The sequence below is a fragment of the Micromonospora sp. NPDC048935 genome (assembly GCF_043197875.1).
In the GTDB taxonomy this organism is placed as follows: Bacteria; Actinomycetota; Actinomycetes; order Mycobacteriales; family Micromonosporaceae; genus Micromonospora.
Genome location: NZ_JBICTZ010000002.1, coordinates 516,823 through 542,442, shown reverse-complemented (window position 1 = coordinate 542,442; position 25,620 = coordinate 516,823). Strand labels below are relative to the sequence as shown.

At 71.3% G+C, this 25,620-nt stretch carries 26 protein-coding genes; 18 read left to right on the top strand and 8 right to left on the bottom strand.

Annotated elements, in window-relative coordinates; translation table 11 throughout:
- Positions 1–323: 323 nt before the first annotated feature.
- Positions 324–1,169, top strand: a complete 846-nt coding sequence (locus ACGFIW_RS08830) for a helix-turn-helix domain-containing protein (protein ID WP_393312140.1) — start codon at positions 324–326, stop codon at positions 1,167–1,169.
- Here ACGFIW_RS08830 and ACGFIW_RS08825 read toward each other — a convergent pair.
- Both ACGFIW_RS08825 and ACGFIW_RS08820 read right to left on the bottom strand, forming a co-directional pair.
- Positions 1,141–1,824: a futalosine hydrolase gene (locus ACGFIW_RS08825; RefSeq protein ID WP_393312138.1), complete on the bottom strand. Its 684-nt coding sequence runs from the start codon at positions 1,822–1,824 to the stop codon at positions 1,141–1,143. The genes ACGFIW_RS08830 and ACGFIW_RS08825 overlap by 29 nt on opposite strands.
- Positions 1,821–3,422 (bottom strand): MFS transporter, encoded by a 1,602-nt coding sequence (locus ACGFIW_RS08820; RefSeq protein WP_393312136.1) that lies wholly within the window; start codon positions 3,420–3,422, stop codon positions 1,821–1,823. The genes ACGFIW_RS08825 and ACGFIW_RS08820 overlap by 4 nt, the downstream gene beginning before the upstream one ends.
- Between ACGFIW_RS08820 and ACGFIW_RS08815 the strand changes: the two genes are divergently transcribed.
- Entirely contained in the window at positions 3,421–4,350 is a 930-nt protein-coding gene (locus tag ACGFIW_RS08815; protein ID WP_393312134.1) for a DUF3027 domain-containing protein, read from the top strand. The genes ACGFIW_RS08820 and ACGFIW_RS08815 overlap by 2 nt on opposite strands.
- A gap of 37 nt (positions 4,351–4,387) precedes the next feature.
- Here ACGFIW_RS08815 and ACGFIW_RS08810 read toward each other — a convergent pair whose 3' ends face one another.
- Positions 4,388–4,633: a DUF2530 domain-containing protein gene (locus tag ACGFIW_RS08810; RefSeq protein WP_393312132.1), complete on the bottom strand. Its 246-nt coding sequence runs from the start codon at positions 4,631–4,633 to the stop codon at positions 4,388–4,390.
- A gap of 88 nt (positions 4,634–4,721) precedes the next feature.
- Here ACGFIW_RS08810 and ACGFIW_RS08805 point away from each other — a divergent pair, with 88 nt between their 5' ends.
- The 5 genes from ACGFIW_RS08805 to thpR all read left to right on the top strand — a co-directional run bounded on the left by ACGFIW_RS08805 (position 4,722) and on the right by thpR (position 9,313).
- Positions 4,722–6,200, top strand: coding sequence for an NCS2 family permease (locus ACGFIW_RS08805; protein ID WP_393312768.1), 1,479 nt, complete (start codon positions 4,722–4,724; stop codon positions 6,198–6,200).
- Positions 6,201–6,315: 115 nt separating this feature from the next.
- On the top strand, positions 6,316–6,765 hold the full coding sequence (locus ACGFIW_RS08800; protein WP_393312130.1) for a MarR family winged helix-turn-helix transcriptional regulator: 450 nt from the start codon (positions 6,316–6,318) through the stop codon (positions 6,763–6,765).
- A gap of 72 nt (positions 6,766–6,837) precedes the next feature.
- Complete coding sequence (locus tag ACGFIW_RS08795; protein WP_393312128.1) at positions 6,838–8,121, top strand: MFS transporter; 1,284 nt, start codon at positions 6,838–6,840, stop codon at positions 8,119–8,121.
- 93 nt (positions 8,122–8,214) lie between these two features.
- Complete coding sequence (locus ACGFIW_RS08790) at positions 8,215–8,724, top strand: hypothetical protein (RefSeq protein WP_393312126.1); 510 nt, start codon at positions 8,215–8,217, stop codon at positions 8,722–8,724.
- A 7-nt stretch (positions 8,725–8,731) separates the two neighbouring features.
- Complete coding sequence (gene thpR, locus ACGFIW_RS08785; protein WP_393312124.1) at positions 8,732–9,313, top strand: RNA 2',3'-cyclic phosphodiesterase; 582 nt, start codon at positions 8,732–8,734, stop codon at positions 9,311–9,313.
- Here the strand turns inward: thpR and ACGFIW_RS08780 are convergent.
- On the bottom strand, positions 9,283–10,095 hold the full coding sequence (locus ACGFIW_RS08780; RefSeq protein ID WP_393312122.1) for a helix-turn-helix domain-containing protein: 813 nt from the start codon (positions 10,093–10,095) through the stop codon (positions 9,283–9,285). The two genes, thpR and ACGFIW_RS08780, sit on opposite strands and share 31 nt — an antisense overlap.
- A gap of 236 nt (positions 10,096–10,331) precedes the next feature.
- Between ACGFIW_RS08780 and ACGFIW_RS08775 the strand changes: the two genes are divergently transcribed.
- Positions 10,332–11,000, top strand: a complete 669-nt coding sequence (locus ACGFIW_RS08775; protein WP_393312120.1) for a DUF4097 family beta strand repeat-containing protein — start codon at positions 10,332–10,334, stop codon at positions 10,998–11,000.
- Between the two features lie 15 nt (positions 11,001–11,015).
- Complete coding sequence (locus tag ACGFIW_RS08770; protein ID WP_393312118.1) at positions 11,016–11,855, top strand: alpha/beta fold hydrolase; 840 nt, start codon at positions 11,016–11,018, stop codon at positions 11,853–11,855.
- Positions 11,856–12,114: 259 nt separating this feature from the next.
- Here the strand turns inward: ACGFIW_RS08770 and sepH are convergent, their stop codons facing one another.
- The 3 genes from sepH to ACGFIW_RS08755 form a co-directional block, all read right to left on the bottom strand.
- Positions 12,115–13,197, bottom strand: a complete 1,083-nt coding sequence (sepH, locus tag ACGFIW_RS08765; protein WP_393312116.1) for a septation protein SepH — start codon at positions 13,195–13,197, stop codon at positions 12,115–12,117.
- A gap of 185 nt (positions 13,198–13,382) precedes the next feature.
- Positions 13,383–14,510, bottom strand: a complete 1,128-nt coding sequence (gene serC / locus ACGFIW_RS08760; RefSeq protein ID WP_393312114.1) for a phosphoserine transaminase — start codon at positions 14,508–14,510, stop codon at positions 13,383–13,385.
- Between the two features lie 204 nt (positions 14,511–14,714).
- On the bottom strand, positions 14,715–15,821 hold the full coding sequence (locus ACGFIW_RS08755) for a citrate synthase 2 (RefSeq protein ID WP_357554417.1): 1,107 nt from the start codon (positions 15,819–15,821) through the stop codon (positions 14,715–14,717).
- Between the two features lie 282 nt (positions 15,822–16,103).
- Between ACGFIW_RS08755 and pdxH the strand changes: the two genes are divergently transcribed.
- From pdxH to ACGFIW_RS08720, 7 genes are all read left to right on the top strand, one after another.
- Positions 16,104–16,733, top strand: a complete 630-nt coding sequence (gene pdxH, locus ACGFIW_RS08750; protein ID WP_393312766.1) for a pyridoxamine 5'-phosphate oxidase — start codon at positions 16,104–16,106, stop codon at positions 16,731–16,733.
- A complete protein-coding gene (locus ACGFIW_RS08745; protein WP_393312111.1) occupies positions 16,730–18,025 on the top strand; it encodes an MFS transporter in 1,296 nt (431 codons plus the stop codon). The genes pdxH and ACGFIW_RS08745 overlap by 4 nt, the downstream gene beginning before the upstream one ends.
- An 18-nt stretch (positions 18,026–18,043) precedes the next feature.
- Positions 18,044–18,973 carry an aldose 1-epimerase family protein gene (locus ACGFIW_RS08740; RefSeq protein ID WP_393312109.1) on the top strand — a complete coding sequence of 310 codons (930 nt, stop codon included), beginning with the start codon at positions 18,044–18,046 and terminating at the stop codon, positions 18,971–18,973.
- Positions 18,973–19,575: a nitroreductase family protein gene (locus ACGFIW_RS08735; protein WP_393312107.1), complete on the top strand. Its 603-nt coding sequence runs from the start codon at positions 18,973–18,975 to the stop codon at positions 19,573–19,575. Before ACGFIW_RS08740 ends, ACGFIW_RS08735 begins: the two co-directional genes overlap by 1 nt.
- Positions 19,576–19,762: 187 nt before the next feature.
- Entirely contained in the window at positions 19,763–20,068 is a 306-nt protein-coding gene (locus tag ACGFIW_RS08730) for a type II toxin-antitoxin system VapB family antitoxin (RefSeq protein ID WP_393312105.1), read from the top strand.
- Between the two features lie 34 nt (positions 20,069–20,102).
- A complete protein-coding gene (locus ACGFIW_RS08725) occupies positions 20,103–21,263 on the top strand; it encodes an acyl-CoA dehydrogenase family protein (protein ID WP_393312103.1) in 1,161 nt (386 codons plus the stop codon).
- A gap of 99 nt (positions 21,264–21,362) precedes the next feature.
- The gene (locus tag ACGFIW_RS08720) at positions 21,363–22,196 is read left to right on the top strand and encodes a DUF4230 domain-containing protein (protein ID WP_393312101.1); all 834 of its coding nucleotides are present in this window, start codon (positions 21,363–21,365) and stop codon (positions 22,194–22,196) included.
- Between the two features lie 368 nt (positions 22,197–22,564).
- Here ACGFIW_RS08720 and ACGFIW_RS08715 read toward each other — a convergent pair whose 3' ends face one another.
- Positions 22,565–22,774 carry a PspC domain-containing protein gene (locus tag ACGFIW_RS08715; protein WP_357072623.1) on the bottom strand — a complete coding sequence of 70 codons (210 nt, stop codon included), beginning with the start codon at positions 22,772–22,774 and terminating at the stop codon, positions 22,565–22,567.
- A gap of 574 nt (positions 22,775–23,348) precedes the next feature.
- On the opposite strand from ACGFIW_RS08715, the gene ACGFIW_RS08710 reads away from it, so the two are divergent.
- The gene (locus ACGFIW_RS08710) at positions 23,349–24,719 is read left to right on the top strand and encodes an L-serine ammonia-lyase (protein WP_393312099.1); all 1,371 of its coding nucleotides are present in this window, start codon (positions 23,349–23,351) and stop codon (positions 24,717–24,719) included.
- 72 nt (positions 24,720–24,791) lie between these two features.
- On the top strand, positions 24,792–25,619 hold the full coding sequence (locus ACGFIW_RS08705) for an ABC transporter permease (protein WP_393312097.1): 828 nt from the start codon (positions 24,792–24,794) through the stop codon (positions 25,617–25,619).
- The last annotated feature ends 1 nt before the right edge of the window (position 25,620 follow it).

Below are 25,620 nucleotides of genomic sequence, written 5' to 3'. Positions count from 1 at the left end.
GGCGTCCGCAAGGTGCTGCCGTGCCGTGGCCGTGCCGTGCCGTGGCCGTGCCGTGCCGTGCCGTGCCGTGGCCGTGCCGTGCCGTGCCGTGGCCGTGCCGTGGCCGTGCCGTGCCGTGGCCGTGCCGTGCCGTGCCGTGGCCGTGCCGTGCCATGGCCGTGCCGTGCCGTGGCGGCGAGGTGCACCCGCTTGCCCCATTGGCGGGGCAGCTCTACAGGTGCTGACGAAGGGATGTACACAGCGCCAGGGGCACTGTCCACAGGGTTATCCACAGGTGGGCTGATGCTGTTGACGGCGCGAGCTGAGCGGAAAACCATGGACTGGTGGCTGCCGACAAGGGTGCGATCGACGTGGGGGCGATCATGCGGGATCTTCGTCGACGTGCCGACTTGAGCCAGCGCGAGTTGGCCGAGCAGTCCGGGGTCCCGAAGAGCACGTTGGCGCGCATCGAGGCGGGGCAGGGTGCCGGGCCGGCATTCCGCACGGTGGAGCGGCTGGTCCGCGCGGCCGGCGGTGAGCTCGTGCTCAAACTCCCCGACGCCTCCGCGGCGGTTGACGAGTCACCGCAGGTGCCCGACCACGACCTGCGGGACGAGTTGCGGGACGAGGCCGGTCGCCGCTACCCAGCGCACCTCGACGTCCGTCGAGTCCTGACCTTGAAGGACTGGCCCGGTGCCTGGTGGGTGCACTCCTACACGCTTCCGCAGCGGTTGTGGCCGGTACGCGTTCCGGAGTTGACGTACGACCTCGATCGGGCGAGACGTGACCAGCGGCGGTTGCGGGCCCAGGCGCGGACCCAGGTGCGGTTTCGGCGCGCGTTCGAAGGGCTGCCCACCACGTCGTGGCACCTTCTCGCCGAGCTGCCCGGGGCCGGGCCGGTCGGTGAGCTGAGGGCCCATGAGCGAAGCCTGGATCTCCTCCTCGGTGAGGATTGGGGCGACCGACGTGAGCTGGTGTTGGAGGGCGTTGTCGTTGCGCCTGGCCTGCGGACCCTAGGCATCGCGCGTCAGCTGATCGAGCTGCTGGCCAGCGAGATGGCAGTCGCTGACATCCGTACCGTCCACGCGATGGCCGACGGCGGCAACGTCCTCTTTCTGGTCGCCTGCGGGTTCGAGGTACAGGCGAGTCGGCCGTCGGCGCTCACGCTCGAAGTCCGTCCCCCTCGGTAGCAGTCAGCGCGAACGCCGGGGCCGCCGCGGTCAGGGCGGTGAGGGCCTCGCGCAGGCGCCAGGCGTCACGATCGCGGGGGCCGATCGGGTTGGAGATGGTACGTAGCTCGGCGAAGGGCACCCCGGCCTGCGCCGCGGCGACCGCCACGCCGTACCCCTCCATGGCCTCGGCGACCGCCTCCGGATGCCTGCCGCGTAGCTCTTCGGTGCTGGCGGTGGTGCCGGTGACCGTGCTGACCGTGAGCACCGGGCCGATCGTGGCCGCCGGGAGGGCGGCCCGCAGCGCCGCCAGCAGGACCGGGTCGGCCCGCACCACACCGCCGACGCCGAGCAGCGCGAGTGGCATGCCCAGCTCGTCGACGGGGATGAAACCCTCAGGTGACTCGGCACCCAGGTCGGCGGCGATGCTGGCGGTGCCGAGCACCGTGTCACCGACCTCGGCTCGGCCGGTGAAGCCGCCGGCCACGCCGGCGCTGACCACCGCGCGGTACGGGCGTCCCGCGGCCTCGGCCAGCGCCAGCAGGCGTGCGGTGGCGGCACCGGCGACGGCCGGGCCCACGCCGATCGGGGCGACGGTCACGGTCGGGTCGGTCAGCCCGGCGCGGACCGCGTCCGCCTCGGCCGGCACCGCCGTCACCACCAGCAGACCGGTCACGAGAGCGATCCGGGGGACTCCCGGCGGGTCTCCTCGTCGGCACCGCCGCCCGGGCCACCGACGGAGGAGGACGGTCGGTAGATGTGGTAGCCCGGCGGGGCCAGGCCCGGATCCTCGTACGGCGGGGAGCTGCTCTGCGCCGGTGCCGGCGAGGTGGGGGTGGAATCCCCGGGCTCGTCCGCCGACTCGTCCTCGGTCAGCTCGTCGTCGCCGAGCGGGCGGCCGGCCAACTTCTCGCCACGCAGCCGGGCGGCGACCAGCACACCCCGGATCGCGGCCAGGACACCGACCCCGGCGGCGACCGCGATGCCCATCCGGCCGTCGAACGGGACCAGGCCCAGCCCTCCACCGGCGACGAAGGCGAGCATCAGCACCGTCTCGGAGTGGGCGAAGGAACTGGCCCGCAGCCGCTCCGGGATGCGTTCCTGGATGGAGGCGTCCACGGCCAGCTTCGAGATCCCGCTGACCAACGCCGCGACCAGGCAGAGCAGAGCGACCATCACCAGTGAGAACTGGATGACGGTGAGCACCGCCACCCCCGCCACGATGATCATGCTGCTGGACTGGATGGCGGCCGGTCGGTGGATGCGTAGTCGGGTGCCGATGGCGGTGGCCAGGAAGGTGCCGACCGCGAGCGCCCCGCCGACCACCCCCAACGCCCACTCGGCCCCCAGGTCCCGGCCGAACGCCACAGTGGTCAGGTCGCCCTTCTTGATCGCGAAGGCGAGGAAGAGCAGCAGGAAGCCGTACACCGCGCGTAGCGTCGCGGCACCGATCAGGGTGGCGATCACCACTCGACCGGCGGGACGACCCCGACCCAGGGGCCGGTCGCCACCGCGGCGGCGCAGGGCGCGCAGCGGCCGGGGCACCCGCTCCGGTGGCTCCGAGTCGGCCTTCGGCGGCAACCGCAGGGAGATCACCATGCCGATCAGGAAGATCACCGAGGCGACGCGCAGCGGCCACTGGGGGCCGAACCAGAACGCGGCCAACCCGATCGGCGCCACCAACGCGCCCGCGACCGTGCCGTAGACGCTGGCCCGGGCACCCACCTGGGAAAGGCCGAGCCCTTCCGGCAACAACCGGGGCACCGCCGCGGACCGGGCCACGCCATACGCCCGGGACAGGGCGAGCACCCCGAACGCGGCCGGATAGAGCCCGAAACCGTGGATGTAGTCGGAGATCAACCAGGCCAGGAACGCGCGGCCGAGCATCGTGGCGGCCAGAGCGTACCGCCGGCCGTGCCGGAAGTGGTCCAGCAGCGGGCCCACCACGGGGGCGAGCATGGCGAACGGCACCATGGTCACCAGCAGGTAGAGCGCGACCTTGCTGCGGGCCTCGCCGAGCGGGACGTTGAAGAAGATCGTCCCGGCCAGGCCGATGGCGATGAGCGTGTCACCGGCACAGGAGACCGCGTGCAGGTCGAACAGGCGAACCATGCCGACCTCGCCGCCGGCACCCCGGGCCCGGGCCCGGCCGGCGCGCCGGGTCACCCAACGGCCGCTGCCCACCGAACCACGCAGCAGCAGACGAACGGCACGGATGCCGGTGCCGACGGTCCGGCCGAGGACGGATCGCCCGGAGCGGGAGTACGACGGCATGTGCACCATCCTCGCCCATCCGATCCGGGTACGCCGCGCCACCACGGGGAAAGGTTCCCCGGGAGTCACTGTCACCCCTGCGGGGCGCATGGGGAACAATGGTGAGGTGACCAGGCCCGCCTCCACCCGCGCCGCCCGTCTCGACCAGGTCTGCGCCGCCGCCGTCGAGGTGGCCCGCGCCGGCATCACCGAGGTGGAGGCCGACGACGTCGGCGACCACCTGCAGGTCGTGGCCGAGGGTGAACGGCTGGTGACCCACTACTTCGAGTGTCGCCTCGCCGGCTATCGCGGCTGGCGGTGGGCGGTCACCGTCACCCGCGTGTCGCGCAGCAAGACGGTGACCATCTGCGAGACGGTGTTGCTGCCCGGCCCGGACGCGCTGCTCGCGCCCGGCTGGCTGCCCTGGCAGGAGCGGCTCAAGCCGGGCGATCTGGGCCCGGGCGACCTGCTGCCGACCTCGCCGGACGACGACCGGCTGGTCCCCGGCTACGTGCTCTCCGACGACCCGGCGGTCGAGGAGACGGCGTGGGAGTTGGGCCTCGGGCGGGCGCGCGTGCTCTCCCGCGAGGGTCGCATCGAGGCGGCACAGCGCTGGTATGACGGCGACCACGGCCCCGCCGCGCCCATCTCCACGGCAGCGCCGGCCGCCGCCCGCTGCGGCACCTGCGGTTTCTACCTGCCGCTGGCCGGTGCGATGCGGCAGGCGTTCGGGGCGTGTGGCAACTTCTACGCCCCCGACGACGGCCGGGTGGTGAGCGCCGACCACGGTTGCGGCGCCCACTCCGAGACGCTGATCGAGGCGGCCGAGACCGCTGTCGAAGAACTACCGACGGTGTACGACGACAGCGCGGTGGAGGCCATGTCGGTCAGTCGCGCCCCGGGCTCGGTGGAGACGACCGAGCCGGCGGAGCCGTACGGGCACTCCTGACCGTTCGCGCCGGGGGCGACCGGGTGCGGTGGTGGGGTCAGCTCGCGCGTCGCCGGCGACGGTTGGCGTCGTGGCGCATCATCACGGCGAGCCCCGGGAAGCCCCACAGGAAACCGGCGAGGCAGGTCCAGAGCCAGTTCTGGTGACCGTGGTCGGTCAGCCAGCCCCGAAAGAAGATCAGCAGGACCAGGCCGACCACCGCCCACGCGACCAACCCGGCGAGAGCGAACGGCACCATCGGCGGGTCCAGTGGTGCGGGCCGCGGTGGCTGCTCGTTCGGCATTCGGCAAGCGTACGCGATCTACTTCCCCTGCCCGCTCGTGATCTGGGACGATGCGCGCGACAACCGGAAGATCACCTGCGAGGACCCGATGGCCGTAGCGCCGCCCGAGAACGGCACACCTCCCACTCCCGCTCATCCCCGTAACGGTTTCGACAGGTTCTTCGAGATCTCCGCCCGTGGCTCGACGGTGAGCCGTGAGGTACGCGGTGGCCTGGCGACCTTCTTCACGATGGCGTACATCGTGGTGCTCAACCCGCTGATCCTGGGTGGTGCCGTCGACGGTGACGGCAAGACCCTCCCGATTCCCGCGCTGGCTGCCGGGACCGCGTTGGTCGCCGGCCTGATGACCATCCTGATGGGTGTGGTCGGCCGGTTCCCGCTGGCGCTCGCCGCCGGTCTGGGTGTCAACGCGCTCATCGCGTACGAGATCGCTCCCGAGATGACCTGGGCCGACGCGATGGGCCTGGTGGTGATCGAGGGTGTGATCATCGCGGTGTTGGTGCTGACCGGTCTGCGGACCGCGGTGTTCCGCTCGGTGCCGACGCAGATGAAGACCGCGATCGGGGTGGGCATCGGTCTGTTCCTGACCATCATCGGTCTGGTGGACGCCGGCTTCGTCCGGCGGCTCCCGGATGCCGCGAACACCACGGTCCCGGTCGGCCTGGGCATCGGCGGCAAGCTGGTGAGCTGGCCGCTGCTGGTCTTCGTGGTGGGTCTGTTGATCACGCTGGTGCTCGTGGTGCGCCGGGTGAAGGGCGCGATCCTGATCGGCATCCTCGCCTCCACCGTGCTGGCGGTGATCGTGGAGGCGGTCGGCAACATCGGCCCGTCGTTCGTGGACGGGAAGCCCAACCCGAAGGGCTGGGCGCTGAACGTGCCGGAGCTGCCGAAGACGGTGGTGGACCTGCCGGACCTGTCGCTGCTCGGCAAGTTCAACGTGCTGGACTCGTGGGGGCGCGCCGGCTGGGTGGTCGTGCTGATGTTCGTCTTCACGCTGCTGATCACGGACTTCTTCGACACCATGGGCACGATGGTGGCGGTGGGCCAGGAGGGCGGCCTGCTCGACGAGCAGGGCACTCCGCCGCGGGCCAAGGAGATCCTGCTCGTCGACTCGATCGCCGCGGCGGCCGGCGGTGCGGCAAGCACCTCCAGCAACACGTCGTACATCGAGAGTGCCGCAGGTGTCGCGGAGGGTGCGCGGACCGGTGTGGCCAGCCTGGTCACCGGCGTGCTCTTCCTGCTGGCGATGTTCCTCGCGCCGCTGGTGGTGGTCGTGCCGTTCGAGGCGGCCTCGACGGCGCTGGTGGTGGTCGGTTTCCTGATGATGACCGCGGTCCGGACGATCGACTGGTCCGACTACGAGATCGCCATCCCGGCGTTCCTCACGATCGTGCTGATGCCGTTCACGTACTCCATCTCCAACGGGATCGGTGCCGGCCTGATCACCTTCGTGGTGCTCAAGCTGGCCCGGGGTAAGGCCCGGGAGGTGCACCCGCTGCTGTACGGGGTGGCCGTGCTGTTCGTGCTGTACTTCCTGCGTGGGCCGATCGAATCGCTGGTGTTCTGACGCTCGTCCGGGCGGGGAACCGAACAGGATTCCCCGCCCGGAGCAGCACTAACGTCCTCGTGAGCCTGGTCATAACCGATGTCGTTAGCCATGCTCATTAGTTAAGCTAACTACTGTGACGGAGCGGACGGTGACGGCGAAACGCGTGCCACCGGCGCAACTGGCCCCTCAGTTGCGTGATGCGATCACCCGACTCAACCGGCGGGTCCGCCAGGCCCGACCGGTCGGCGACCTCACGGTCACCCAGGTCTCCGCGCTCACCAGCCTGCGGCTGGCGGGTGCGATGACCCCCCGGGAACTGGCCGACGTCGAGCGGGTGCAACCACCGACGATGACCAAGATCGTCGGGAAGTTGGAGGACCGCGGCCTCGTGCGGCGGACACCCCATCCGACCGACGGTCGGCAGGTCATCCTCGCGGCGACCGAGGGAGGGCACGCCGTGCTCGACCAGTTCGAGCGGGCCCGCGACGAGTGGCTGGCCCACCGGCTGGCCGCGCTCGACGAGGACGAACGGGAGACCCTGCACAGGGCCGCCGAGATTCTCCAGCAGCTCGCTCGCGCCTGAGCCCGCGCCCAGCCCCACCGGGCCGTGCCGTCACCTGTCGATGACGCGTACGTCCGAGGAGGCGCACCAAGAGTGCAGGCCAAGCTGAGCACGATGTTCCAGTCCCTACAGGTTCGCAACTACCGCCTCTTCGCATCCGGGCAGCTGATCAAGCTGATCGGCGTCTGGATGATGTTCATCGCCCAGGACTGGCTCGTCCTCGACCTCTCCAACAATTCGGCCACCGCGCTGGGCGTGGTCACCGCCTGCCAGTTCACCCCGGTGCTGCTGCTCACCCTGCTCTCCGGCCGGCTGGCCGACCGGTACGACAAGCGGGTGCTGCTCTTCGCCGCCAACGCCTTCTGGAGCCTGCTGGCGCTCGGCATGTCCCTGCTGGTCCTCACCGACCTGGTGCAGCTCTGGCACGTGTTCGCCTTCGCCGCGCTGCTCGGCACGGCCAACGCCGTGGAGACCCCGGTCCGGCAGGCATTCGTCTCCGAACTCGTCGGCACGCCCCTGCTGCCCAACGCGCTGTCGCTGAACGCCGCCGTGTTCAACTCGGCCCGGATCGTCGGCCCGGCCGTCGCCGGCCTGGCCATCGCCGCGTTCGACGTCGGCCCGGTCTTCCTCTTCACCGCCGTCAGCTCCATCGCGCCCCTGGTCAACGTCGTCCGGATGCGTACCGCCGAGTTGCAGCGCGACGCCCTGCTGCCGCGCGACGAGCGGGCGTCCGCGAAGGTCATCGACGGGCTGCGGTACGTGTGGCGTCGGCCCGACCTGCTGCTGCCGATGGCGGTCATGTCGGTGATCGGCATGTCGCTCTTCAACTTCCAGCTCACCCTGGCCGCGCTGGCGAAGACGGTCTTCAACACCGGTGCCGCCTCCTTCGGCCTGTTCAGCACGGCGCTTGCCGTCGGCGCGCTCGGCGGAGCACTCAGCGGCACCGGCCGGCGCAGCCGCCCGTCGGTCTGGCTGGTGCTCGGTGCGGCGATCGCCTGCGCCAGCTTCGGCACCCTGGTCGGCCTCGCGTCGGCGTACTGGTTGGTCGTGGTGCTGCTGGTGCCGACCGGCTTCTTCATGGTCTTCTTCGCCCAGGCCGCCAACCAGCGGGTGCAGTTGGGCGTGGACGCCGCCTTCCGGGGTCGGGTGATGTCCCTGTGGGTGCTCGTCTTCCTGGGCACCAACCCGGTCGGCGCGCCGCTGATCGGCTGGGTCGCGGAGCACTTCGGTGCCGGGGCCAGCATCTGGATGGGTGCGTTGATCTCGCTGGCCGCCGCGTTGATCGCTCTCACCTGGCAGTTGCGCCGCTCCGGTGCCCGGCTGCGTTTCCGGGTGCTCCCGATGCCCCGCTTCTACGTGACCTCCACCGACTGCTGAGGTTTGGCGCAACCGCGGCGGTCTCCTTGCCCGGACTGTGCGGATGCGGCCAAATCGCTGGCGGGGCGGCACGACGGGGCTTAGCGTCGATACGTGGGAGTCGGACGCGCGCTGATGCTGGCCCTGGCGTTCCTTGCCGTCGCCAGTCTGCCGGCGGCGTTCGCCCTGCTCTTCTGCTATGACGAGATCCTCGACCGGGTCGTCTGCGGCTGGTCCGAGTGGCGTGAGCGCAGACGGGAGAAGCGCACCATCGCCCGTCTCGACCGAGCCGTCGAGGCCGACGCGCTGACCCGGGACATCGACCTCAGCGGTTTCGACAGTGTCGACCGCCGGCCCCTGGAGCAGCTCGCCGCCGACCTGCGCCGCCTCGGTGGTCAACGACTCGGTGGCACCGGCCGGTCGATGGTCTGGCACGGCGCGCTCCTGCAGGCGTACGACGATCGGCTCCGGTTGGCCTGCCGCGCCCTCGGCATCACCGAACACCTCGCCGAGCTGGAGGGCGTCGACCAGGAGATCGAGCGGGTCCGGGTGGAGGGTGTGCTGCACGCGGCCGGCCTGACCCTGCCCGCGGCCCGGGCCGGGCACTGGCAACGGCACCGCTGAGCGTCGGTTGCGGCTCTTCGTCGCGGTCTACCCGCCCGCCGACTCGGTCGACCACCTCGGCGCGCAGGTCGCACGGCTACGGGTTGGCGCGGTGTCCGCCGCCGGCATCGACGTCCGGCTCGCCGATCCGGCCCATCTGCACGTCACAGTGGGTTTCCTCGGCGACGTCGAGGCGGCCCGGCTGGTCGAGGTGCGGAGTGCGCTCGGGCTGGCCGCCGAGGGGTTCCGTGCCGGCCGGCACGCCCTGGCCCGGCTCAGCCTCAGCGGCGGTGGCCGGTTTGGTCAGGGCCGGTCGACGGTGCTCTGGGTGGGCCTGCGCGGCGAGGTCGAGGCGCTGCACGTGCTGGCCGGGCTGGTCCGGTCCCGGTTGCGGCAGGCTCGGCTGCCGTACGACGTCAGGCCGTTTCGCCCACACCTGACCGTGGCCCGGCCCGGCGATCGGATGGAGCCGGCCGACGTCGAGGCCGACCAGGCCGCACTGGACGACTACCAGGGCCCGGAGTGGCCGGCGACCGAGCTGCTGCTGATGCGCAGCCAGCTCGACTCCCGAGGCCCGCGCTACGACCGGCTCGCCGCCTGGCCGCTCTGATTCGGTGCCGTCGGCGGGACCACCCGCACGGGGGCCTGCCCCGGGGCCGTGATCGGTGGGGCAGCGGCAGTCTCGGGCCCGCTGCGGAGGACTTCGCGGGCCTGTTCGGCGGCGCGGACGATGCTCTCGCTCATGAAGTCGAGGAAACGGGCGATGTTCTCCAGGCGGGCGGCGGCCGGGGTGTGCGCACCGAGGAGGGCGACGCCCTGCCGCGCGGTGGCGACGAGCTGGTCGTTGGCTCGGGCGCTGGCGATCGTCGCCTGGTAGAAGAGCTCGTTGTCGACGACGTAGCGGTCGCGGCGGCGTTCGTCGCGTTCCCGGCGGACCAGGCTCTGGCCCTCCAGGAAGGTGATCGCCTTGGAGATGGACGCCGGGCTGACCTGAAGGCGCTGGGCCAGCTCGGACGCGGTGAGGGCGCCCGCGTCGGTGGTGAACAGGCAGGTCAACACGCGGGCCCCCATCTTGTTCAGACCCGACGCCATGAGGACGGTGGTGAAGGCCTCCTCATAGTCGGCGACGGCCTCGGCGTCGCGCCCGTGCTGCGGGAGGACCGCTGCCGTCGGGCGGGCGGCGGCTGGTCTGCGCCGGTGGGCGCGGCGTTCGGTGGCGCGGTGCGCCAGGTCGGCGCGGTAGCCCAGGGGGCCGCCGTTGCGCATCACCTCGCGGGTGATCGTCGAGGTGGGTCGGTCGAGACGTCTGGCGATCTCCGCGTAGGGGAGGCTGTCGGCCAGCCCCAGCGCGATCTGCTGGCGCTCCTGCTGGGTGAGTCGGCCTCCCGGCATTGGATCTCCCTGGTGGTCCTTCGGGGCGGTCTCGTGGCCCCTTCACCATAGCGTTAACTTCTGGCCCATTGCAACAGGCGTGGCAGCCGTCGTTGCATTGCTCGACATCCTCGTTGCAATGATTAGCCCATGCTGAGCTGGGAAAACGGCTTGCATTTGCAACGACGTGATTGCCTGATTCTGGAAAGCAACGTAGCGTTTCCGATATCAGAAACCACGCACGAGCGCCGGAGAGCATGATGAAGACGTTCGCCACCCCCGCCCCGATCTCCGCCATCCTGACCATCCCCGCCGGGCGCATCCAGATCATCGCCGCGGACCGCATCGACACCACGGTCGAGATCCTGCCCACCGACCCGACCAGGAGCCGCGACACCAGGGCCGCCGAACAGGCCACCGTCACGTACGCCGACGGCGTCCTGCGGATCACTGCCGCAACCCCCGGCAGCCCGCTCGTCGGTGCCTCCGGATCCCTGCAGGTGACCGTCCGACTGCCGGCCGACTCCCGCATCGACGCCAAGGCCGCCAGCGCCGAACTGCGGGGTGTCGGGCGCCTCGGCGACGTGACCTTCGACGGCGCGTACCGCCAGATCAAGATCGACGAGGCGGCGAGCGTCCGCCTCACCGCGATCGACGGCGACGTCGAGATCGGTCGGCTCGCCGGTCCCGCGGAGATCAGCACCGCCAGGGGCGACATCCGGATCGCCCAAGCCGGACAGGGCACCGTCGTGCTGACGACTCAGTCCGGCGACATCTCGGTCGCCGCCGCCGCCGGCGTCTCGGCCGCGCTGGACGCCGGCACCGGCCACGGCCGGGTCAACAACGCCCTCCGCAACGACGGCACCGTCGCACTCGACATCCGCGCCACCACCTCCCACGGCGACATCACCGCCCGCAGCCTCTGAACAGGACGGAACACGATGACGAACAACAGCATGTCCTCGACCAGCTCGACGTGGACCGGCCTGGTGTCGGTCGACGACACGGCCCTGGCCGTCACCGACACCGGCGGTCCCGGTGTCCCCGTGCTCTACCTCAACGGCCAGTTCGCCACCCAGGGGTACTGGCGTCGGGTCATCGCCGAACTGGGCACCGGTTGGCGGCACATCACCTACGACGAGCGTGCTCGCGGCAGAAAGTCGAAGCGCTCGACGGACTACTCCTTCGAGGCCGCCGTCCGCGACGTCGACGCCGTCCTCGCGGCCCGGCGGGTGGACCGCGCGCTGCTTGTCGGCTGGTCCTACGGAGCGGTCGTCGGGGCGCACTGGGCCAACCGGAACTCGGAACGCGCTCTCGGTGCGGTCCTGGTCGACGGCGCGTTCCCGCACGACTGGCTCGACGAGGCCATGGAGCAGCGGATCCGGAAGATGTTCCGACGGATGAACGTGTTCATGCCGCTGCTGCGCCCCACCGGTCTGACCCCGCGAATGAATGCCACCCAGATGGCGGACAGCAACATCGAGCTGGGCAGACTTTCCCGGGAGCGCGAGTTGGGCCCCGTGCTCGACGGCATCACCGTCCCGGTGCGGTACGTCGTCGCGTCCGGCACGTCCCTCGGCAGCCGCGGTGACGAGCAGGAGAAGATCCGTGCCAGCCTCGACGCGGTGACCGCCCGCAACCCGCACATCCAGATCGCCGCGAAGGTCGCCAGCAACCACGGTGCGATCCTCAAGAAGGACTTTCCGGCCGTCGCCCAGGCCGTACGCGAGGTCGCCGCGCTCGACCGGGCGGCGGGGACTTCGCGAGATGGGCTGCTGTAGAGAGCAGGGCCAGCACTTTCTGGGTACGCCCAGTCCGTGTCGCCGCCGACGGGCGGGACTCGGACTGGGCGTCCGTCCTGCGACCGGTCCCGCTGGCCCGCCTCGATGCCGGCGGCCCGCAGTGCGGGCACAGCCCGTTCGAGATCCACCTGGCCATCGTCGCGGGAACCCCTGTAGGCCACATCAGTAGGGGCAAGCGGCTAGGCCAACGTGCCTCTGTCGCTGCGGGTGGCCGTTCACCACCCGTCGACGCGCAGCGTCAGGAAGACTCGCGCGCGGCCGGCCCGCTGCCGAAGAGCACGTCGTCCCAGCTCGGCAGGCGCTTGCGGGGCTTGCCGTTGGCATCTGTGGACTCACCACCACCGGCAGCCGCCGCCGCGCCCGTGCGGCGGGGCCGCAGCACCGCCAGCGACGGCACGGCTGGCACCTCCTTGGGCGCGTCCGAGTCGTCGTCGAAGGCCGACCCCTGGCCCCCGCCGAGCAGCGCGGCGGCACCCCCGCCGACCGGTCGCTGCCGAGGCGCGTCCGAACCGGCAAGAGCAGCAGGGGTACGCGGCTCAAGGCCACGACCCGACGAGGCGCCCAGCGGGCGGTCCAGTGAGGCGAGCAGCGCGTCCCGACCGGCCCGGATCGGATCCCGGCCCGGACGCGGATGCTCGGACGCCGCCGGCAACCCGTGCCCACCACGGCTCGGCTCGCCGCGCGAGGGACCGGGCAGGCCGTGCCCGCTGCGCTCCGGCGCCGGCTCCTGGCCGAGGATCGGCGTGGGCCGCTCGGCGCACAGGTATTGCGCCATGTCGTCGTGCGGGGCGACCGACTGCCGGGTCTTGTCGAGATCCCAGATGGCCTGCGCGGTGGCCTTGCCGGACGGCCAGGTGGCGATGATCCGCCAGGTGCCGTCGTCCCGCCGGTACGCGTCCCAGGAGATCTTCTCGGTGTCGATGCCGTGCTGGCTCAACCGACCGTTGACCACCTCGGCGAGCGGGGTGGGCTTCTCCGCGCCCTTGAGCCGGGTGCGGCGGGCGTGCTGGGCGAGCATCGCCCGCTCCTGGAGGACCGGGCCGGCATAGCGCAGCACCCGGTCGACCGGCACCCCGGCGATCCGGGCGACGTCCTCGGCGGACTCACCAGAGCGGATGCGGGCCTGGATGTCCCGAGGGGACAGCGAGGGAGTCGGGTCGACGGTGGTCGGTGCCGCCGGCAGCGGCGGCGCGCCGGGCTCGGCGTGCAGCGCCCCCGAGATCCGGTCGTCGATCGGCAGGGCGAGCAACCGCCCGACCTCGTCGGCGAGAACCAGGGCATGGCCGTCCTCGGAGAGGGCGACGAAGCGTACTGGGCGCATAGCGTTGCCTCCGTCCCGCTTCGCTGGCCGCACGCCACGAGTCGGCCACCCAGGCGTCTCGGACCACCGTACGCGCATCTGTCTCGGGGTGGGGGAAGCGACACCCGGCATGTCGTGACTGAGCTGCAACGATGATCACGGTCGGTGTCCGTGGAGGCCCCCACGAACACCGACCGTGACGAACGTCAGAGTCGTTCGATGACGTAGTCGATGGACGCGGTAAGCGCCTCGACATCCGCCGGCTCGACGGCCGGGAACAGCGCCACCCGCAACTGGTTGCGCCCGAGCTTGCGGTACGGCTCGGTGTCGACGATGCCGTTGGCGCGCAGCGCCTTCGCGATTGCGGTGGCGTCCACACCGTCGGCGAAGTCGATCGTGGCGACCACGTTGGAACGCAGGGCCGGGTCGGTGACGAACGGGGTGGCCACGCTGGACCGCTCCGCCCAGCCGTACACCGCGGCGGCGCTCTCGGCGGTGCGCTTGGCCGCCCAGGACAGGCCGCCCTGCGCGTTCATCCAGTCGGTCTGCTCGGCGGCCAGGAAGATCGTGGCCAGCGCCGGGGTGTTGTAGGTCTGCTCCAGCCGCGAGTTGTCGATCGCGGTGACCAGGTCGAGGAAGGCGGGGATGTAGCGCCCGGACGCCTTGATCTCGGCGGCGCGTTCCAGCGCGGCCGGTGACATCAGGGCCAGCCACAGGCCGCCGTCGGAGCCGAAGCACTTCTGCGGAGCGAAGTAGTAGACGTCGGTCTCGCCGACGTTGACGTCCAGGCCGCCCGCGGCGGAGGTCGCGTCGACAAGCAGCAACGCGCCCTCGTCCGCCCCGGCCACCCGGCCGATCGGCACAGCCACGCCGGTGGAGGTCTCGTTCTGCGGGGTCGCGTACGCGTCCACACCGGACTCGGCGACAAGGGTCGGCGCGCTGCCCGCGTCGGCCTTGCGCACGGTCGGGTCACCGAGGAACGGCGCGTCCTTGACCGACTTGGCGAACTTGGCGCCGAACTCGCCGAAGCTGGCGAACTGGGCCCGGTCGCGGATCAGGCCGAAGGTGGCGACCTCCCAGAACGCGGTGGTGCCGCCGTTGCCGATCACGACCTCGTAACCCTCGGGCAGCGCGAAGAACTCGGCGATGCCGGAGCGCAGCCGGGCCACCTGGTCGCGGACCGTCTTCTGCCGGTGCGAGGTGCCCAGGTAGCTGGTGGCGACCTCGGCGAGTGCGGACACCGCCGCTGGGCGGACCTTGGACGGGCCGCAACCGAAACGGCCGTCGGCGGGCTTGAGGTCATCGGGAATCCGGATGGTCGGTGCGTCAGCCACGGTCTTGAAGATCCTTCCGCAAGGGCGAGGGCGGGCCCGGCGACACTGCCGGCCCTCATCCTCGCACCCGGACCCATCGGTGGAAGCCGGGCCCCCGAGGACTGGGCTGAGTCCTTCGCCACACCTCGGCGGCGACCGCCCGGCTGACGTGCGGAAGGGCCCCTCCACCACGACAGACGTGGCGGAAGGGCCCTTCGCGACAGCTCAGACGCCGTGCGGGATGGCGGCCCAGCCCTCGACGTCGGACGGCTTGCGGGTCTCCGGGCCGACGTAGCGGGCGGACGGGCGCACCAGCCGCTGTAGGCGCTTCTGCTCCAGGATGTGCGCGCTCCAGCCGCCCATCCGCGCGCAGGTGAACATCGAGGTGAACATGTGCGCCGGCACCTCGGCGAAGTCCAGCACGACGGCCGACCAGAACTCGACGTTGGTGGCCAGCACCCGGTCCGGGCGGCGGGCCTGCAACTCGGCGAGCGCGGCCTTCTCCAGCGCTTCGGCGATCTCGAAGCGCGGTGCGCTCAACTCCTTGGCCGTGCGCCGGAGCACCCGGGCCCGCGGGTCCTCGGCCCGGTAGACGCGGTGGCCGAAGCCCATCAGCCGCTCGCCGCGGTCGAGCACGCCCTTGACGTAGCCCTCCGCGTCGCCGCTGCGCTCCACCGCCTCCAACATGCTGAGCACCCGGGAGGGCGCGCCACCGTGCAGCGGGCCGGAGAGGGCGCCGATGCCCGACGAGATGCAGGCCGCCGCGTCTGCTCCGGTGGAGGCGACGATGCGAGCGGTGAAGGTGGAGGCGTTCAGGCCGTGCTCGGCGGCCGAGATGAAGTACGCGTCGACGGCCTTGACGTGCCGCGGGTCGGGCTCGCCGCGCCACCGCTTCATGAACCGCTCGACGATCGTCTGCGCCTTGTCGATCTCCTTCTGCGGCACCGCCGGCAGGCCGAGACCCCGAGCGGACTGGGCGACGAAGGAGAGCGCGGTCACCGAGACCCGGGCGAGGTCCTCGCGAGCCTGCTCGTCGGAGATGTCCAGCAGTTGGCTGAGCCCCCAGTACGGGGCGAGCATGGCGACCGCCGACTGCACGTCGACGCGGATGTCACCGGAGTGCACAGGCACCGGGAACGGCTCCGCCGGAGGCAGGCCCGGCCCGAACCGACCGTCGACAAGCAGCGCCCACACGTTGCCGAACGACACCTGACCGATCAGATCCTCGATGTCGACCCCGCGGTAGCGCAGCGCGCCACCCTCGCGGTCGGGTTCGGCGATCTCGGTCTCGAAGGCGACGACGCCCTCCAGCCCGGGTTTGAAATCGGCCATGTCGCTCTCCTGGATCTGGTCGGTGCGCCCGGTCGGCTCATCCGGCCCGGTCGGCCGAGCGCCCTCTAGGCGACCATCAGGGATGTGTTCGCAACATCTTGCCTGCTGAGTAACCGGATACGCGACCCAGGGCGACTGTGCTGCACGCGACATCCCCGGGCGCGCATTCTCCGCCGGACTCGGTGAGACTGGGCAGTGCGGGCTGGCCAGCGCGGGAGGGCGCCGGCGGACCTGCCGAGAAGGAGTGGCGACGTGACGGGCGACACACCCGCCCCGGCCGCGATGCGTAACGAGTACGCCGCGGACCTGGGCCTGACCGAGGCTGACCTGGCCGCCGACTGGCACAGCCAGTTCGACAGGTGGTTCGCCGACGCGGTGGCCTTCGGGCTACCCGAACCGAACGCCATGGTGGTGGGCACCGCCGACTCGGCCGGCCGGCCGAGCGGCCGGACGGTGCTGCTCAAGGGGTACGACCCGGAGGGCTTCGTCTTCTTCACCAACCACCTGTCGCGCAAGGGCGTCGAGGTGTCCGCCAATCCGTACGCCAGCCTGGTCTTCCCGTGGTTTCCCATGCAGCGGCAGGTGGTGGTCGCCGGACCTGTCACACCTGTGGACCGCGCCACGAGTACGGCCTACTTCGCCAGCCGGCCGCGCGGCTCCCAACTGGGTGCCTGGGCCAGCCCACAGTCACAGGTGGTGTCCGGCCGGGCGGCGTTGGAGGAGCGGTACCAGGAGGCGGCCGAGCGGTTCGCCGACCAGGCCGAGATACCGACCCCGCCGCACTGGGGCGGGTTGCGGGTGCGACCCGAGTCGGTGGAGTTCTGGCAGGGCCGGGCCGGCCGGCTGCACGACCGGCTCCGCTTCCGCCGCCTCGACGAGGGTGGCTGGACCGTCGAGCGGTTGGCGCCGTGACGGGTGTGCGGGAGGCCCGGTCGCGCGGAGCGCGCCGCTGGGCGATCGACGTCCGTCCGCTGCGGGTGCCCGCGTACCGGCGGCTCTGGCTCGGCAACACCGTGGCGATGTTCGGTTTCCAGTTCACCGCCGTCGCGGTGCCGGTGGAGATGTACGCCCTGACCCGGGACTCGTTCTGGGTGGGTCTGCTGGGTGTGGCTGCCTTCGTACCGTTGCTGGTCTTCGGGCTCTGGGGCGGCGCGGTCGCCGACGCCCGCGACCGCCGTGCGGTGCTGCTCGGCGGCTCATTGTTGCTCTGGGCATCCACCCTCGGTCTGCTGGTCCAGGCGTTGCTGAACGTGGGCAGCCCGGTGCTGCTGCTGGCGTTGATGGCGGTGCAGTCGGTGGCGTTCGCGATCAGCTCGCCGGCCCGCAGCGCCATGCTGCCCCGGCTGGTGCCCGACGACCTGGTGGCCTCCGCCACCACCCTGAACTACACGACCTTCACCGCCGCGTCGGTGGCCGGCCCACTCGCCGCCGGCCTGATCCTCGCCGCGTCGCCGGACACCACGGTGGTCCTGCCGATCGCGTACGGGTTGGACGCGGTGTTGTTCACCGCGATGCTCTGGGCGGCGCTGCGCCTGCCCGCGCTGCCGCCCGAGCCGACCGCCGACGGTGAGCCCCGCCGCGCCGGCCTGGCCAGTGTGGTCGACGGTTTCCGCTACCTGGCCACCACGCCGGTGCTGCTGCTCTCCTTCGGGGTGGACCTGATCGCGATGATCCTGGCGATGCCACGGGCGCTCTTCCCGGAGATCGCCCACGAGCGCTTCGGTGGCGGCGGAGCGGTCGGCGTGCTCTACAGCGCCATCGCGATCGGCTCGATGATCGGTGGGCTGACCTCCGGCTGGATCGGCCGACTCCGCCGGCAGGGCGTCGGCCTGGTGGTCGCGGTGGTCGCCTGGGGCCTCGCGATCGCCGCGGCCGGGCTGGCCCACCACCTCTGGCTGATGGTCCTGCTGCTCGCCGTGGCCGGTGCCGCCGACCTGGTCAGCGCGGTGCTGCGCCAGTCGATGCTGCTGGTCTACGCACCGGACCGGATGCGCGGCCGGCTCCAGGGCGTCAACACGGTGGTGGTGGCCGGTGGCCCGCGGCTGGGCGACCTGCGGGCCGGCACCATGGCCGCCGGGTTCGGTGGCGGGGTGGCCTGGGTGGCCGGCGGGCTCGCCTCGGCGGTGCTCGTCGTGGTGCTCGCTGTCGCGTTCCCGGCACTGCTGCGCTACCGGGCGGCGGCGTCGAGCGGGGACCGGACCTGACCGGTTAGGGTCGCCGACATGGAAAGCCCCGAGCAGCGCGCGTTCTCCGGCGCCCAGTGGACCATCTCCGCCGCCGGCCACGAGGCCGTCATCGTGGAGGTGGGTGGTGGGCTCCGGACGTACCGGCACGACGGTGTCGACCTGGTCGACGGGTACCAGACCGACGAGGTCTGCCCCGGCTGCGCCGGGCAGGTGCTGGCACCCTGGCCGAACCGGATCCGCGACGGCCGCTACTCGTTCGGCGAGCGGACGCACCAGCTCCCGCTGACCGAGCCGGAGCGGCACGTGGCCATCCACGGGCTTGTCAACTGGGTGCCGTGGCAGTTGCTGGAGCAGTCGGCGGACGCGGTGACCCTGGGCTACGACCTGCCGCCGCAGCCCGGCTACCCGTGGCCGTTGCGGCTGCTCAGCCGCTGGAGCGTCGGCGCGGACGGTCTGCGTGCCGAGCACGAGGTGACGAACATCGGTGGCGAGTCGGCGCCGTTCGGGTTCTCCGTGCACCCGTACCTGCAACTGCCCGGCGTCGCGGTCGACGACCTGGTCCTGCGGCTGCCCACCCGGGGCCGGGTGCTCGTCGACGGTCGGCTGCTGCCGGTCGGTGTGACCCCGGTGGCCGGCACCGAGTACGACTGGACCAGCCCCCGTCGGATCGGCGCGGCCGTGCTGGACTCCTGCTTCGGTGAGGTGATCCGCGACGCGGATGGCGGCTCGTCGGTGAGCCTGGCCGCGCCGGGCTCCTCGACCGGGGTGAGCATCTGGGCCGATGCCGAGTTCGGCTGGTGGCAGGTGTTCACCGGGGACGCGCTCACCGGGGAGCGGCACCGCCGTTCGGTGGCGATCGAGCCGATGACCTGCCCGCCGGACGCGTTCCGGTCGGGTAAGGACCTGCTCACGATCAAGCCCGGTACGACCTGGCGGGGTGCCTGGGGCATCCGGCCCGGGGCCTGATGGAGTTCGCCGAGGTCGTCCGACGTCGGCGGATGGTGCGCAACTACGACCCGGACCGTCCGGTCCCGCCCGACGTGGTGGATCGGTTGCTCGACCACGCGATCCGCGCACCGTCGGCCGGGTTCGCCCAGGGCTGGGGCTTCCTGGTGCTGGAGGAGCCGGCCGACCGGGAACGGTTCTGGGCGGCCACCACCCCGCAGGGCGGTGGACGCGAGCGCTGGCTGGCAGGGATGCGTCGGGCGCCGCTCATCGTGGTGCCGCACGCCAACGAGTCGGCCTACCTCCAGCGGTACGCCGAGCCGGACAAGGGCTGGACGGACCGGTCCACCGATCGGTGGCCGGTGCCGTACTGGCACGTGGACACCGGCTTCGCGGCGTTGCTGATGTTGCTCACCGCCGTGGACGAGGGGTTGGGGGCGTGTTTCTTCGGCATCGCCCCGCAGCGGCTGGCCAGTTACCGGGACGCGTTCGGGGTGCCGGCGGAGTACCAGCCCATCGGTGCCGTCACAATCGGTTACCGGGCACCCGACCATCGGTCACCGTCGCTGCGCCGTGGACGTCGTGGAGTGGACGAGGTTGTCCGGCGCGGGCGGTGGAGCTGAGCGCGACGTCCCGTTCGTCCGGATGCGGATCGGACGACCGGTAGCGAAACTGACATCAGGGAGCAGAACGCAGCGCGCGCTGGGCGGCTAGGCTGGCACGGTCATCGGTGCCGCGCCGCGCGGTGCCCGCCGCGGCCCGGCTCGGCGCTGTCGGTCGGCCCGGCCACGGGGAGGGGAGCGTGCCGTCGTGATCTTCAGAGCGGTCCGGGACGGGCGTCCCTACCCGGAGCACAACCTGACCCTGAAGCAGTGGGCGGAGATCCCGCCCCGTCCGCTGCGCCTCGATCAGATGATCACCACCAAGCGCGAGTTGGCGCTCGACAAGCTCCTCGCCGAGGATTCCACCTTCTACGGTGACCTCTTCCCGCACGTCGTGCAGTGGAACGGCGGGCTCTACCTGGAGGACGGGCTGCATCGCGCACTCCGCGCCGCCCTGCAACAGCGCAACCAGATCCACGCGCGGGTGCTGGTGCTCTCCGGGTCGATCGAGTGAGCGGCGTCGGCTGAGGTTTCGTTAGGGTGGCGGCATGGCTGCCCTCGACCTGCTCGACCTGGACTCGTCGCTCGGCGAGGAGGAGCGGCAGATCCGCGACGTCGTCCGCCAACTCGTCGACGACCGGGTGCGACCGCACGTCGCCGACTGGTACGAGGACGGCCGGGTGCCGGCCCGGGAGTTGGCCCTCGAGTTCGGCAAGCTCGGCCTGCTCGGCATGCACCTGACCGGCTACGGCTGTGCGGGCGCCTCCGCCGTCGCGTACGGGCTGGCCTGCCAGGAACTGGAAGCCGGGGACTCCGGCCTCCGTTCCCTGGTCTCGGTGCAGGGCTCGCTCGCCATGTACGCCATCTGGCGCTACGGCAGCGAGGAGCAGAAGCAACGCTGGCTGCCGTCGATGGCCACCGGCGCGGCGATCGGCTGCTTCGGCCTGACCGAACCGGACCACGGCTCCGACCCCGCCTCGATGACCACCCGGGCCCGCCGCGACGGCGACGACTGGCTGCTCACCGGCGGAAAGATGTGGATCACCAACGCGCCGATCGCCGACGTCGCGGTGATCTGGGCGCGCACCGACGAGGGCGTGCGTGGTTTCGCCGTACCCATGGACACGCCAGGTGTCACGGCCCGGGAGATCCGCCGCAAGATGTCGCTGCGCGCGTCGGTGACCGGTGAGATCGTGCTCGACGACGTCCGGCTTCCGGCGGACGCCCAACTGCCCGAGGCGGTCGGGCTCAAGGCGCCGCTGAGCTGCCTCACCGAAGCCCGGTACGGCATCGTCTGGGGCGCGGTCGGCGCCGCCCGGGACTGTCTGGAAACCACCCTGGCGTACGCCACCACCCGCACCCAGTTCGGTCGCCCGCTCGCCGGCTTCCAGCTCACCCAGGCGAAGCTCGCCGACATGGCCGTCGAGCTGGTGAAGGCGCAACTGCTCGCGCTGCACCTGGGTCGGCTCGCCGACGCCCACCGGCTGCGGCCCGAGCAGGTCAGCGTGGGCAAGCTGAACAACGTCCGGGAGGCCCTGGCCATCGCCCGGCAGTGCCGCACCATCCTCGGCGCCAACGGCGTCTCCGGCGAGTACCCGGTGATGCGGCACGCCAACAACCTGGAGAGCGTGCTGACGTACGAGGGCACCTCCGAGATCCACCAACTCGTCGTCGGGCAACGGCTCACCGGGCTTTCCGCGTTCGCCTGACCTGCCCGTTTGTGCTGTCCTGGCGCTCGACGCGCGACTGTCGTAGTGGGGCCGTACCGTCATTGACAGACGACGTGTCTGACGAGGACGGTGAGCGTGATGGCCCGCGACGCTGGCAGCAACGAGCCCACGAGGGAGTTTCCCGGTTACCCGACCGGCGACGACCTCCGGGAGCGGTCGACCGCTACACCCGAGCCGACCACGGATACGCCGGGCGGCGGCTCCGGTGGCCCCGGTGACCCTCCGGCCGGTCCCCCCGGCGGCCCGACCGCAGGTGGCTTCGGCGGTGGTGGCGGGGCGGCCCGTGGCCTGCTCCTGCTGCTCGGCGCTGCCGCGCTGGCGGTGGTGGCGCTGCTCGGCATCCAGGCGACCGGCCTCCTGCCGGATTTCCGCAACCCGTTCGCCAAGGAGCAGACCGACCGCAGCCAACCGCCGCTGCTGAAGTCGATCCAGGACCTCAGCCGCTACGTGGCCGCGGAGGGCAACTTCCAGGTTGTGGTCGACACCCAGAACGACAGGCGTAACGTTCCGGACTTCCTGCTCAACGAGCGCACCCTGTTCGTCGGGGCCGGCAGCGTCGAGGCGTACGTCGACTTCACCAAGATCGGTGAGGGTGCCGTCGTCCAGTCCGCCGACGGCAAGTCCGTCGGGATCAAGCTGCCCGCACCGCAGCTCGGCGAGACCAACCTCGACATGGAGAAGAGCTACGTCTTCGCGGAGCAGCGCGGTCTGCTCAACCGACTCGGCGACCTGGTCGGCAACGACCCCAACCGGCAGCAGCAGGTCTACCAGCTCGCCGAGGACCGGATCACCGCCGCCGCCCGGGACAGCGGGCTCTCCGCCCGCGCCGAGGAGAACACCCGCAAGATGCTGGAAGGGTTGCTGCGCTCCCTCGGCTACCAGCAGATCACCGTCACCTACACCGCCCCCTGACCCGTCAGGCCGGTCACGACCGCAGCGCCGCAGCGCCCGCCCCGACGTCCGTCGGAGCGGGCGCTGCCCTTCTCGCGGCTATGTACTTCCCGCCGCCCGTCCGCTGAGTCCCATCATGATCCACTCGGCTTCCTTGAAGTCGGGCTATCGCGACCCCCCGGACACCCCGGTTTCAGCAAACCCGAGTGGATCTAGAGGAACATGCCGCGCCGCGCTCGGGCCCCGCGTCGGCCGGTGCTCACTGGGCAAGATCTGCGCAACTTCGAGGATGGTGCTGCCTCTGACGCTGGTGAGGCAGCAACTTCAGTGAAGTTGCTGCCTCACGGTCAGGGGTTCTGGCCTCGACGGGGGCGCCGGTGGGGCGCGGGTCAGTGCTGGGTGGAAGCCAGGTAGCGGTCCTCGTTCGGCATGAGAACCCACAGGATCAGGTAGACGATCACCTGGGTGCCGGGCAGCAGCAGGGACAGCAGGAACAGCAGCCGGACCATCCCGGCGGACATGCCGAACCGCCGACCGAGGCCGGCGCAGACACCGGCGAGCATGCGCCCCTCGCGGGGCCGGACCAGTTTGCGACTCATCGTCGTACTCCCACTCTGCGGCGGTGCGCCGCGTCTGCAATCCACGGTAGAAGGGGGTGGCCACCTCGCCCTCGGTCCTGAGGATGAGTGGCAACCCGTGGACCCGTAGGTGCTTTACCCGGGCAGTCCCTCGCTGACGCCTCCCCGAGCAACCCGAGGAAGCCAGGCGAAGATCGCACTCGATCCTGGTTGTAGTGGCATCGAGGACGGGGGAGGCCACTACAACCACGATCGAGCACGATCTTGCGGCACGGCACGGCACGGCCGGCCGGCCGACACGGCGAGGTACGGCACGGCACGGGCGGGGGACCGGGGGGACGGGGTGGCGGCTCTGCGGGTTCGTGGGTGCGGGCGGTGGGCGCGCGAGCTGGGCTGGTGGCGGGGAGATGGCGGGCAGGTGCACACTTCCGGTGGCCGGGTGGGCGTTGAGCTGGGCGGGTAGGCTGGCAGATCGGCCACCCACACCCCGGGCGGCCGGACCCCTACCCTGGTCGATCACGATCAGGGCCGTCAGCTCGGCGGTCCTGACCCGGCCGGGTCCCGTACGCCGGGACGACGGCGAGGAAGCGCAGCCATGATCAGTGTTTTCGACCTCTTCAGCGTCGGTATCGGGCCGTCCAGCTCGCACACGGTGGGGCCGATGCGGGCGGCGCGGACGTTCGTCGCCGGGCTCAAGGCCGACGCGCTGCTCACCGACGTCGCGCGGGTGCAGGCCGAGCTGTTCGGGTCGCTGGGGGCCACCGGGCACGGCCACGGCAGCGGTCCGGCGGTGCTGCTCGGGTTGGCGGGCGAGTCGCCGGAGACTGTCGACACGGACACCGTCGGTCCTCGCGTGGAGCGGATCCGGGCCGAGCGGCGGATCAGCATCCTGGCCGCGCACGAGATCGACTTCGATCCGGATCGGGACCTGACGTTGCACCGCCGCCGGTCGCTGCCGTACCACCCGAACGGGATGACCTTCGCGGCGTACGACGACAGTGGCGCCGAGCTGCGCCGCCGTACCTACTACTCCGTCGGTGGCGGGTTCGTGGTGGACGAGGCGGCTGCCGGGGCGGACCGGATCAAGCCGGACAGCACCCAGGTGCGGTACCCCTTCCTGACCGGGGCGCAGTTGCTGGAGGTGACCAACCGCACCGGCCTGTCGATCAGCGAGGTGATGCTGGCCAACGAGCGCTCCTGGCGCAGCGAGGCGGACATCCGGGCCGGCCTGTTGGAGATCTGGCGGGTGATGCGGGAGTGCGTGCAGCGCGGCTGCGAGCGCGACGGCGTACTCCCTGGGGGGTTGAAGGTTCGGCGGCGGGCGGCGGAGCTGCGGCGCGGCCTGGAGGCGGACGCCGGGACGCCCGACCCGCTGCACGCGATGGACTGGGTGACGCTGTTCGCGCTCGCGGTCAACGAGGAGAACGCGGCCGGCGGTCGGGTGGTCACCGCGCCGACGAACGGTGCGGCCGGGATCATCCCGGCGGTGCTGCACTACTACAGCCGCTTCGTGCCGGACGCCGACGACGACGGTGTGGTGCGGTTCCTGCTGGCGGCCGGCGCGATCGGTGTGCTGTTCAAGGAGAACGCGTCGATCTCCGGCGCGGAGGTCGGCTGCCAGGGTGAGGTGGGTTCGGCGTGCTCGATGGCGGCGGCGGGCCTGGCCGAGGTGCTCGGTGGCACCCCGGAGCAGGTGGAGAACGCGGCCGAGATCGGGATGGAGCACAACCTCGGGTTGACCTGTGACCCGGTGGGTGGCCTGGTGCAGATCCCCTGCATCGAGCGCAACGCGGTGGCTAGCATCAAGGCGATCACGGCCGCCCGGCTGGCGCTGCGCGGCGACGGCGTGCACAAGGTGTCGCTGGACAAGGTCATCAAGACCATGCGGGAGACGGGCGCCGACATGAAGGTCAAATACAAGGAGACGGCGCGTGGCGGTCTGGCCGTCAACGTGATCGAGTGCTGAGTCCGGCCGATTCGGGGCATTCGTTCACCGACTGCTAACCTGTCGTCCGTTTCAGGAGGCGGGAGGCTCGCGGTGACCTCTGGCGTCGCGGCGTTGTGGTCGCACCGCAACTCGCTGCGCATCCTGGTCCGGCGGGATCTGGCGGTCAAGTACCAGCAGTCGGTCCTGGGCTACTTCTGGTCGTTGATCGAGCCGCTCGGCATGGGCGCCATCTACTGGTTCGTCTTCGGGGTGCTCTACTCCCGCGACACCGGTCGGCATCTGGGTGAGGCGGCCGGGTCGTACCCGCTGTTCCTGATCACCGGGATCTTCGCCTGGATGTGGACCAGTTCGGCGTTGAGCGAGGCGACGAACGCGCTGACCGGCCAGTCCCGGTTGATCACCACGATGAACGTGCCGCGTCAGGTCTTCCCGATCGGCCGGGTCACCGGCCGGTTCGCCGAGTACGCTGCCGGCCTGCCGATCCTGGTCGCCATCGCGGTGATCTACGCGGTACACGGTCGGATCCACCCCGGTTGGTCGCTGCTCGCCCTGCCGCTCGCGGTGACCGTGCAGGCCGTCCTGTTGACCGGGCTGGCCCTGTTGCTGTCCGCGTGGAACGTGCTGATGCGCGACGTGGAGCGGTTCCTCCGGCTGATCATCCGGGTGCTCTTCTACGCCACGCCGATCATCTACCCGCTCAGCCTGGTCCGGGAGTCCGACCTGCCCGGGTGGCTGAAGGTGGCGTACGAGCTGAACCCGCTTGTCGGGATCTTCCAACTGCACCACGCGATCTGGTACCCGGACGAGTTCCCGGACGCCCGGCTGCTGGCCACCACCGTCGTCGGCAGCGTGCTGGTGCTGGCCGCCGGCTGGTGGTCGTTTCGCCGGTTGGAACCCGCAGTGCTCAAGGAACTCTGAC

What these genes read in the sequence shown, in the direction of transcription:
- ACGFIW_RS08815 (WP_393312134.1), top strand. Translation starts at nt 3,421, where the DNA reads ATGTGCACCATCCTCGCCCATCCGATCCGGGTACGCCGCGCCACCACG.
- ACGFIW_RS08820 (WP_393312136.1), bottom strand. Translation starts at nt 3,422, where the DNA reads ATGCCGTCGTACTCCCGCTCCGGGCGATCCGTCCTCGGCCGGACCGTC.
- ACGFIW_RS08810 (WP_393312132.1), bottom strand. Translation starts at nt 4,633, where the DNA reads ATGCCGAACGAGCAGCCACCGCGGCCCGCACCACTGGACCCGCCGATG.
- ACGFIW_RS08805 (WP_393312768.1), top strand. Translation starts at nt 4,722, where the DNA reads ATGGCCGTAGCGCCGCCCGAGAACGGCACACCTCCCACTCCCGCTCAT.
- ACGFIW_RS08780 (WP_393312122.1), bottom strand. Translation starts at nt 10,095, where the DNA reads ATGCCGGGAGGCCGACTCACCCAGCAGGAGCGCCAGCAGATCGCGCTG.
- ACGFIW_RS08775 (WP_393312120.1), top strand. Translation starts at nt 10,332, where the DNA reads ATGATGAAGACGTTCGCCACCCCCGCCCCGATCTCCGCCATCCTGACC.
- ACGFIW_RS08770 (WP_393312118.1), top strand. Translation starts at nt 11,016, where the DNA reads ATGACGAACAACAGCATGTCCTCGACCAGCTCGACGTGGACCGGCCTG.
- sepH (WP_393312116.1), bottom strand. Translation starts at nt 13,197, where the DNA reads ATGCGCCCAGTACGCTTCGTCGCCCTCTCCGAGGACGGCCATGCCCTG.
- ACGFIW_RS08755 (WP_357554417.1), bottom strand. Translation starts at nt 15,821, where the DNA reads ATGGCCGATTTCAAACCCGGGCTGGAGGGCGTCGTCGCCTTCGAGACC.
- pdxH (WP_393312766.1), top strand. Translation starts at nt 16,104, where the DNA reads ATGCGTAACGAGTACGCCGCGGACCTGGGCCTGACCGAGGCTGACCTG.
- ACGFIW_RS08740 (WP_393312109.1), top strand. Translation starts at nt 18,044, where the DNA reads ATGGAAAGCCCCGAGCAGCGCGCGTTCTCCGGCGCCCAGTGGACCATC.
- ACGFIW_RS08735 (WP_393312107.1), top strand. Translation starts at nt 18,973, where the DNA reads ATGGAGTTCGCCGAGGTCGTCCGACGTCGGCGGATGGTGCGCAACTAC.
- ACGFIW_RS08725 (WP_393312103.1), top strand. Translation starts at nt 20,103, where the DNA reads ATGGCTGCCCTCGACCTGCTCGACCTGGACTCGTCGCTCGGCGAGGAG.
- ACGFIW_RS08720 (WP_393312101.1), top strand. Translation starts at nt 21,363, where the DNA reads ATGGCCCGCGACGCTGGCAGCAACGAGCCCACGAGGGAGTTTCCCGGT.
- ACGFIW_RS08715 (WP_357072623.1), bottom strand. Translation starts at nt 22,774, where the DNA reads ATGAGTCGCAAACTGGTCCGGCCCCGCGAGGGGCGCATGCTCGCCGGT.
- ACGFIW_RS08710 (WP_393312099.1), top strand. Translation starts at nt 23,349, where the DNA reads ATGATCAGTGTTTTCGACCTCTTCAGCGTCGGTATCGGGCCGTCCAGC.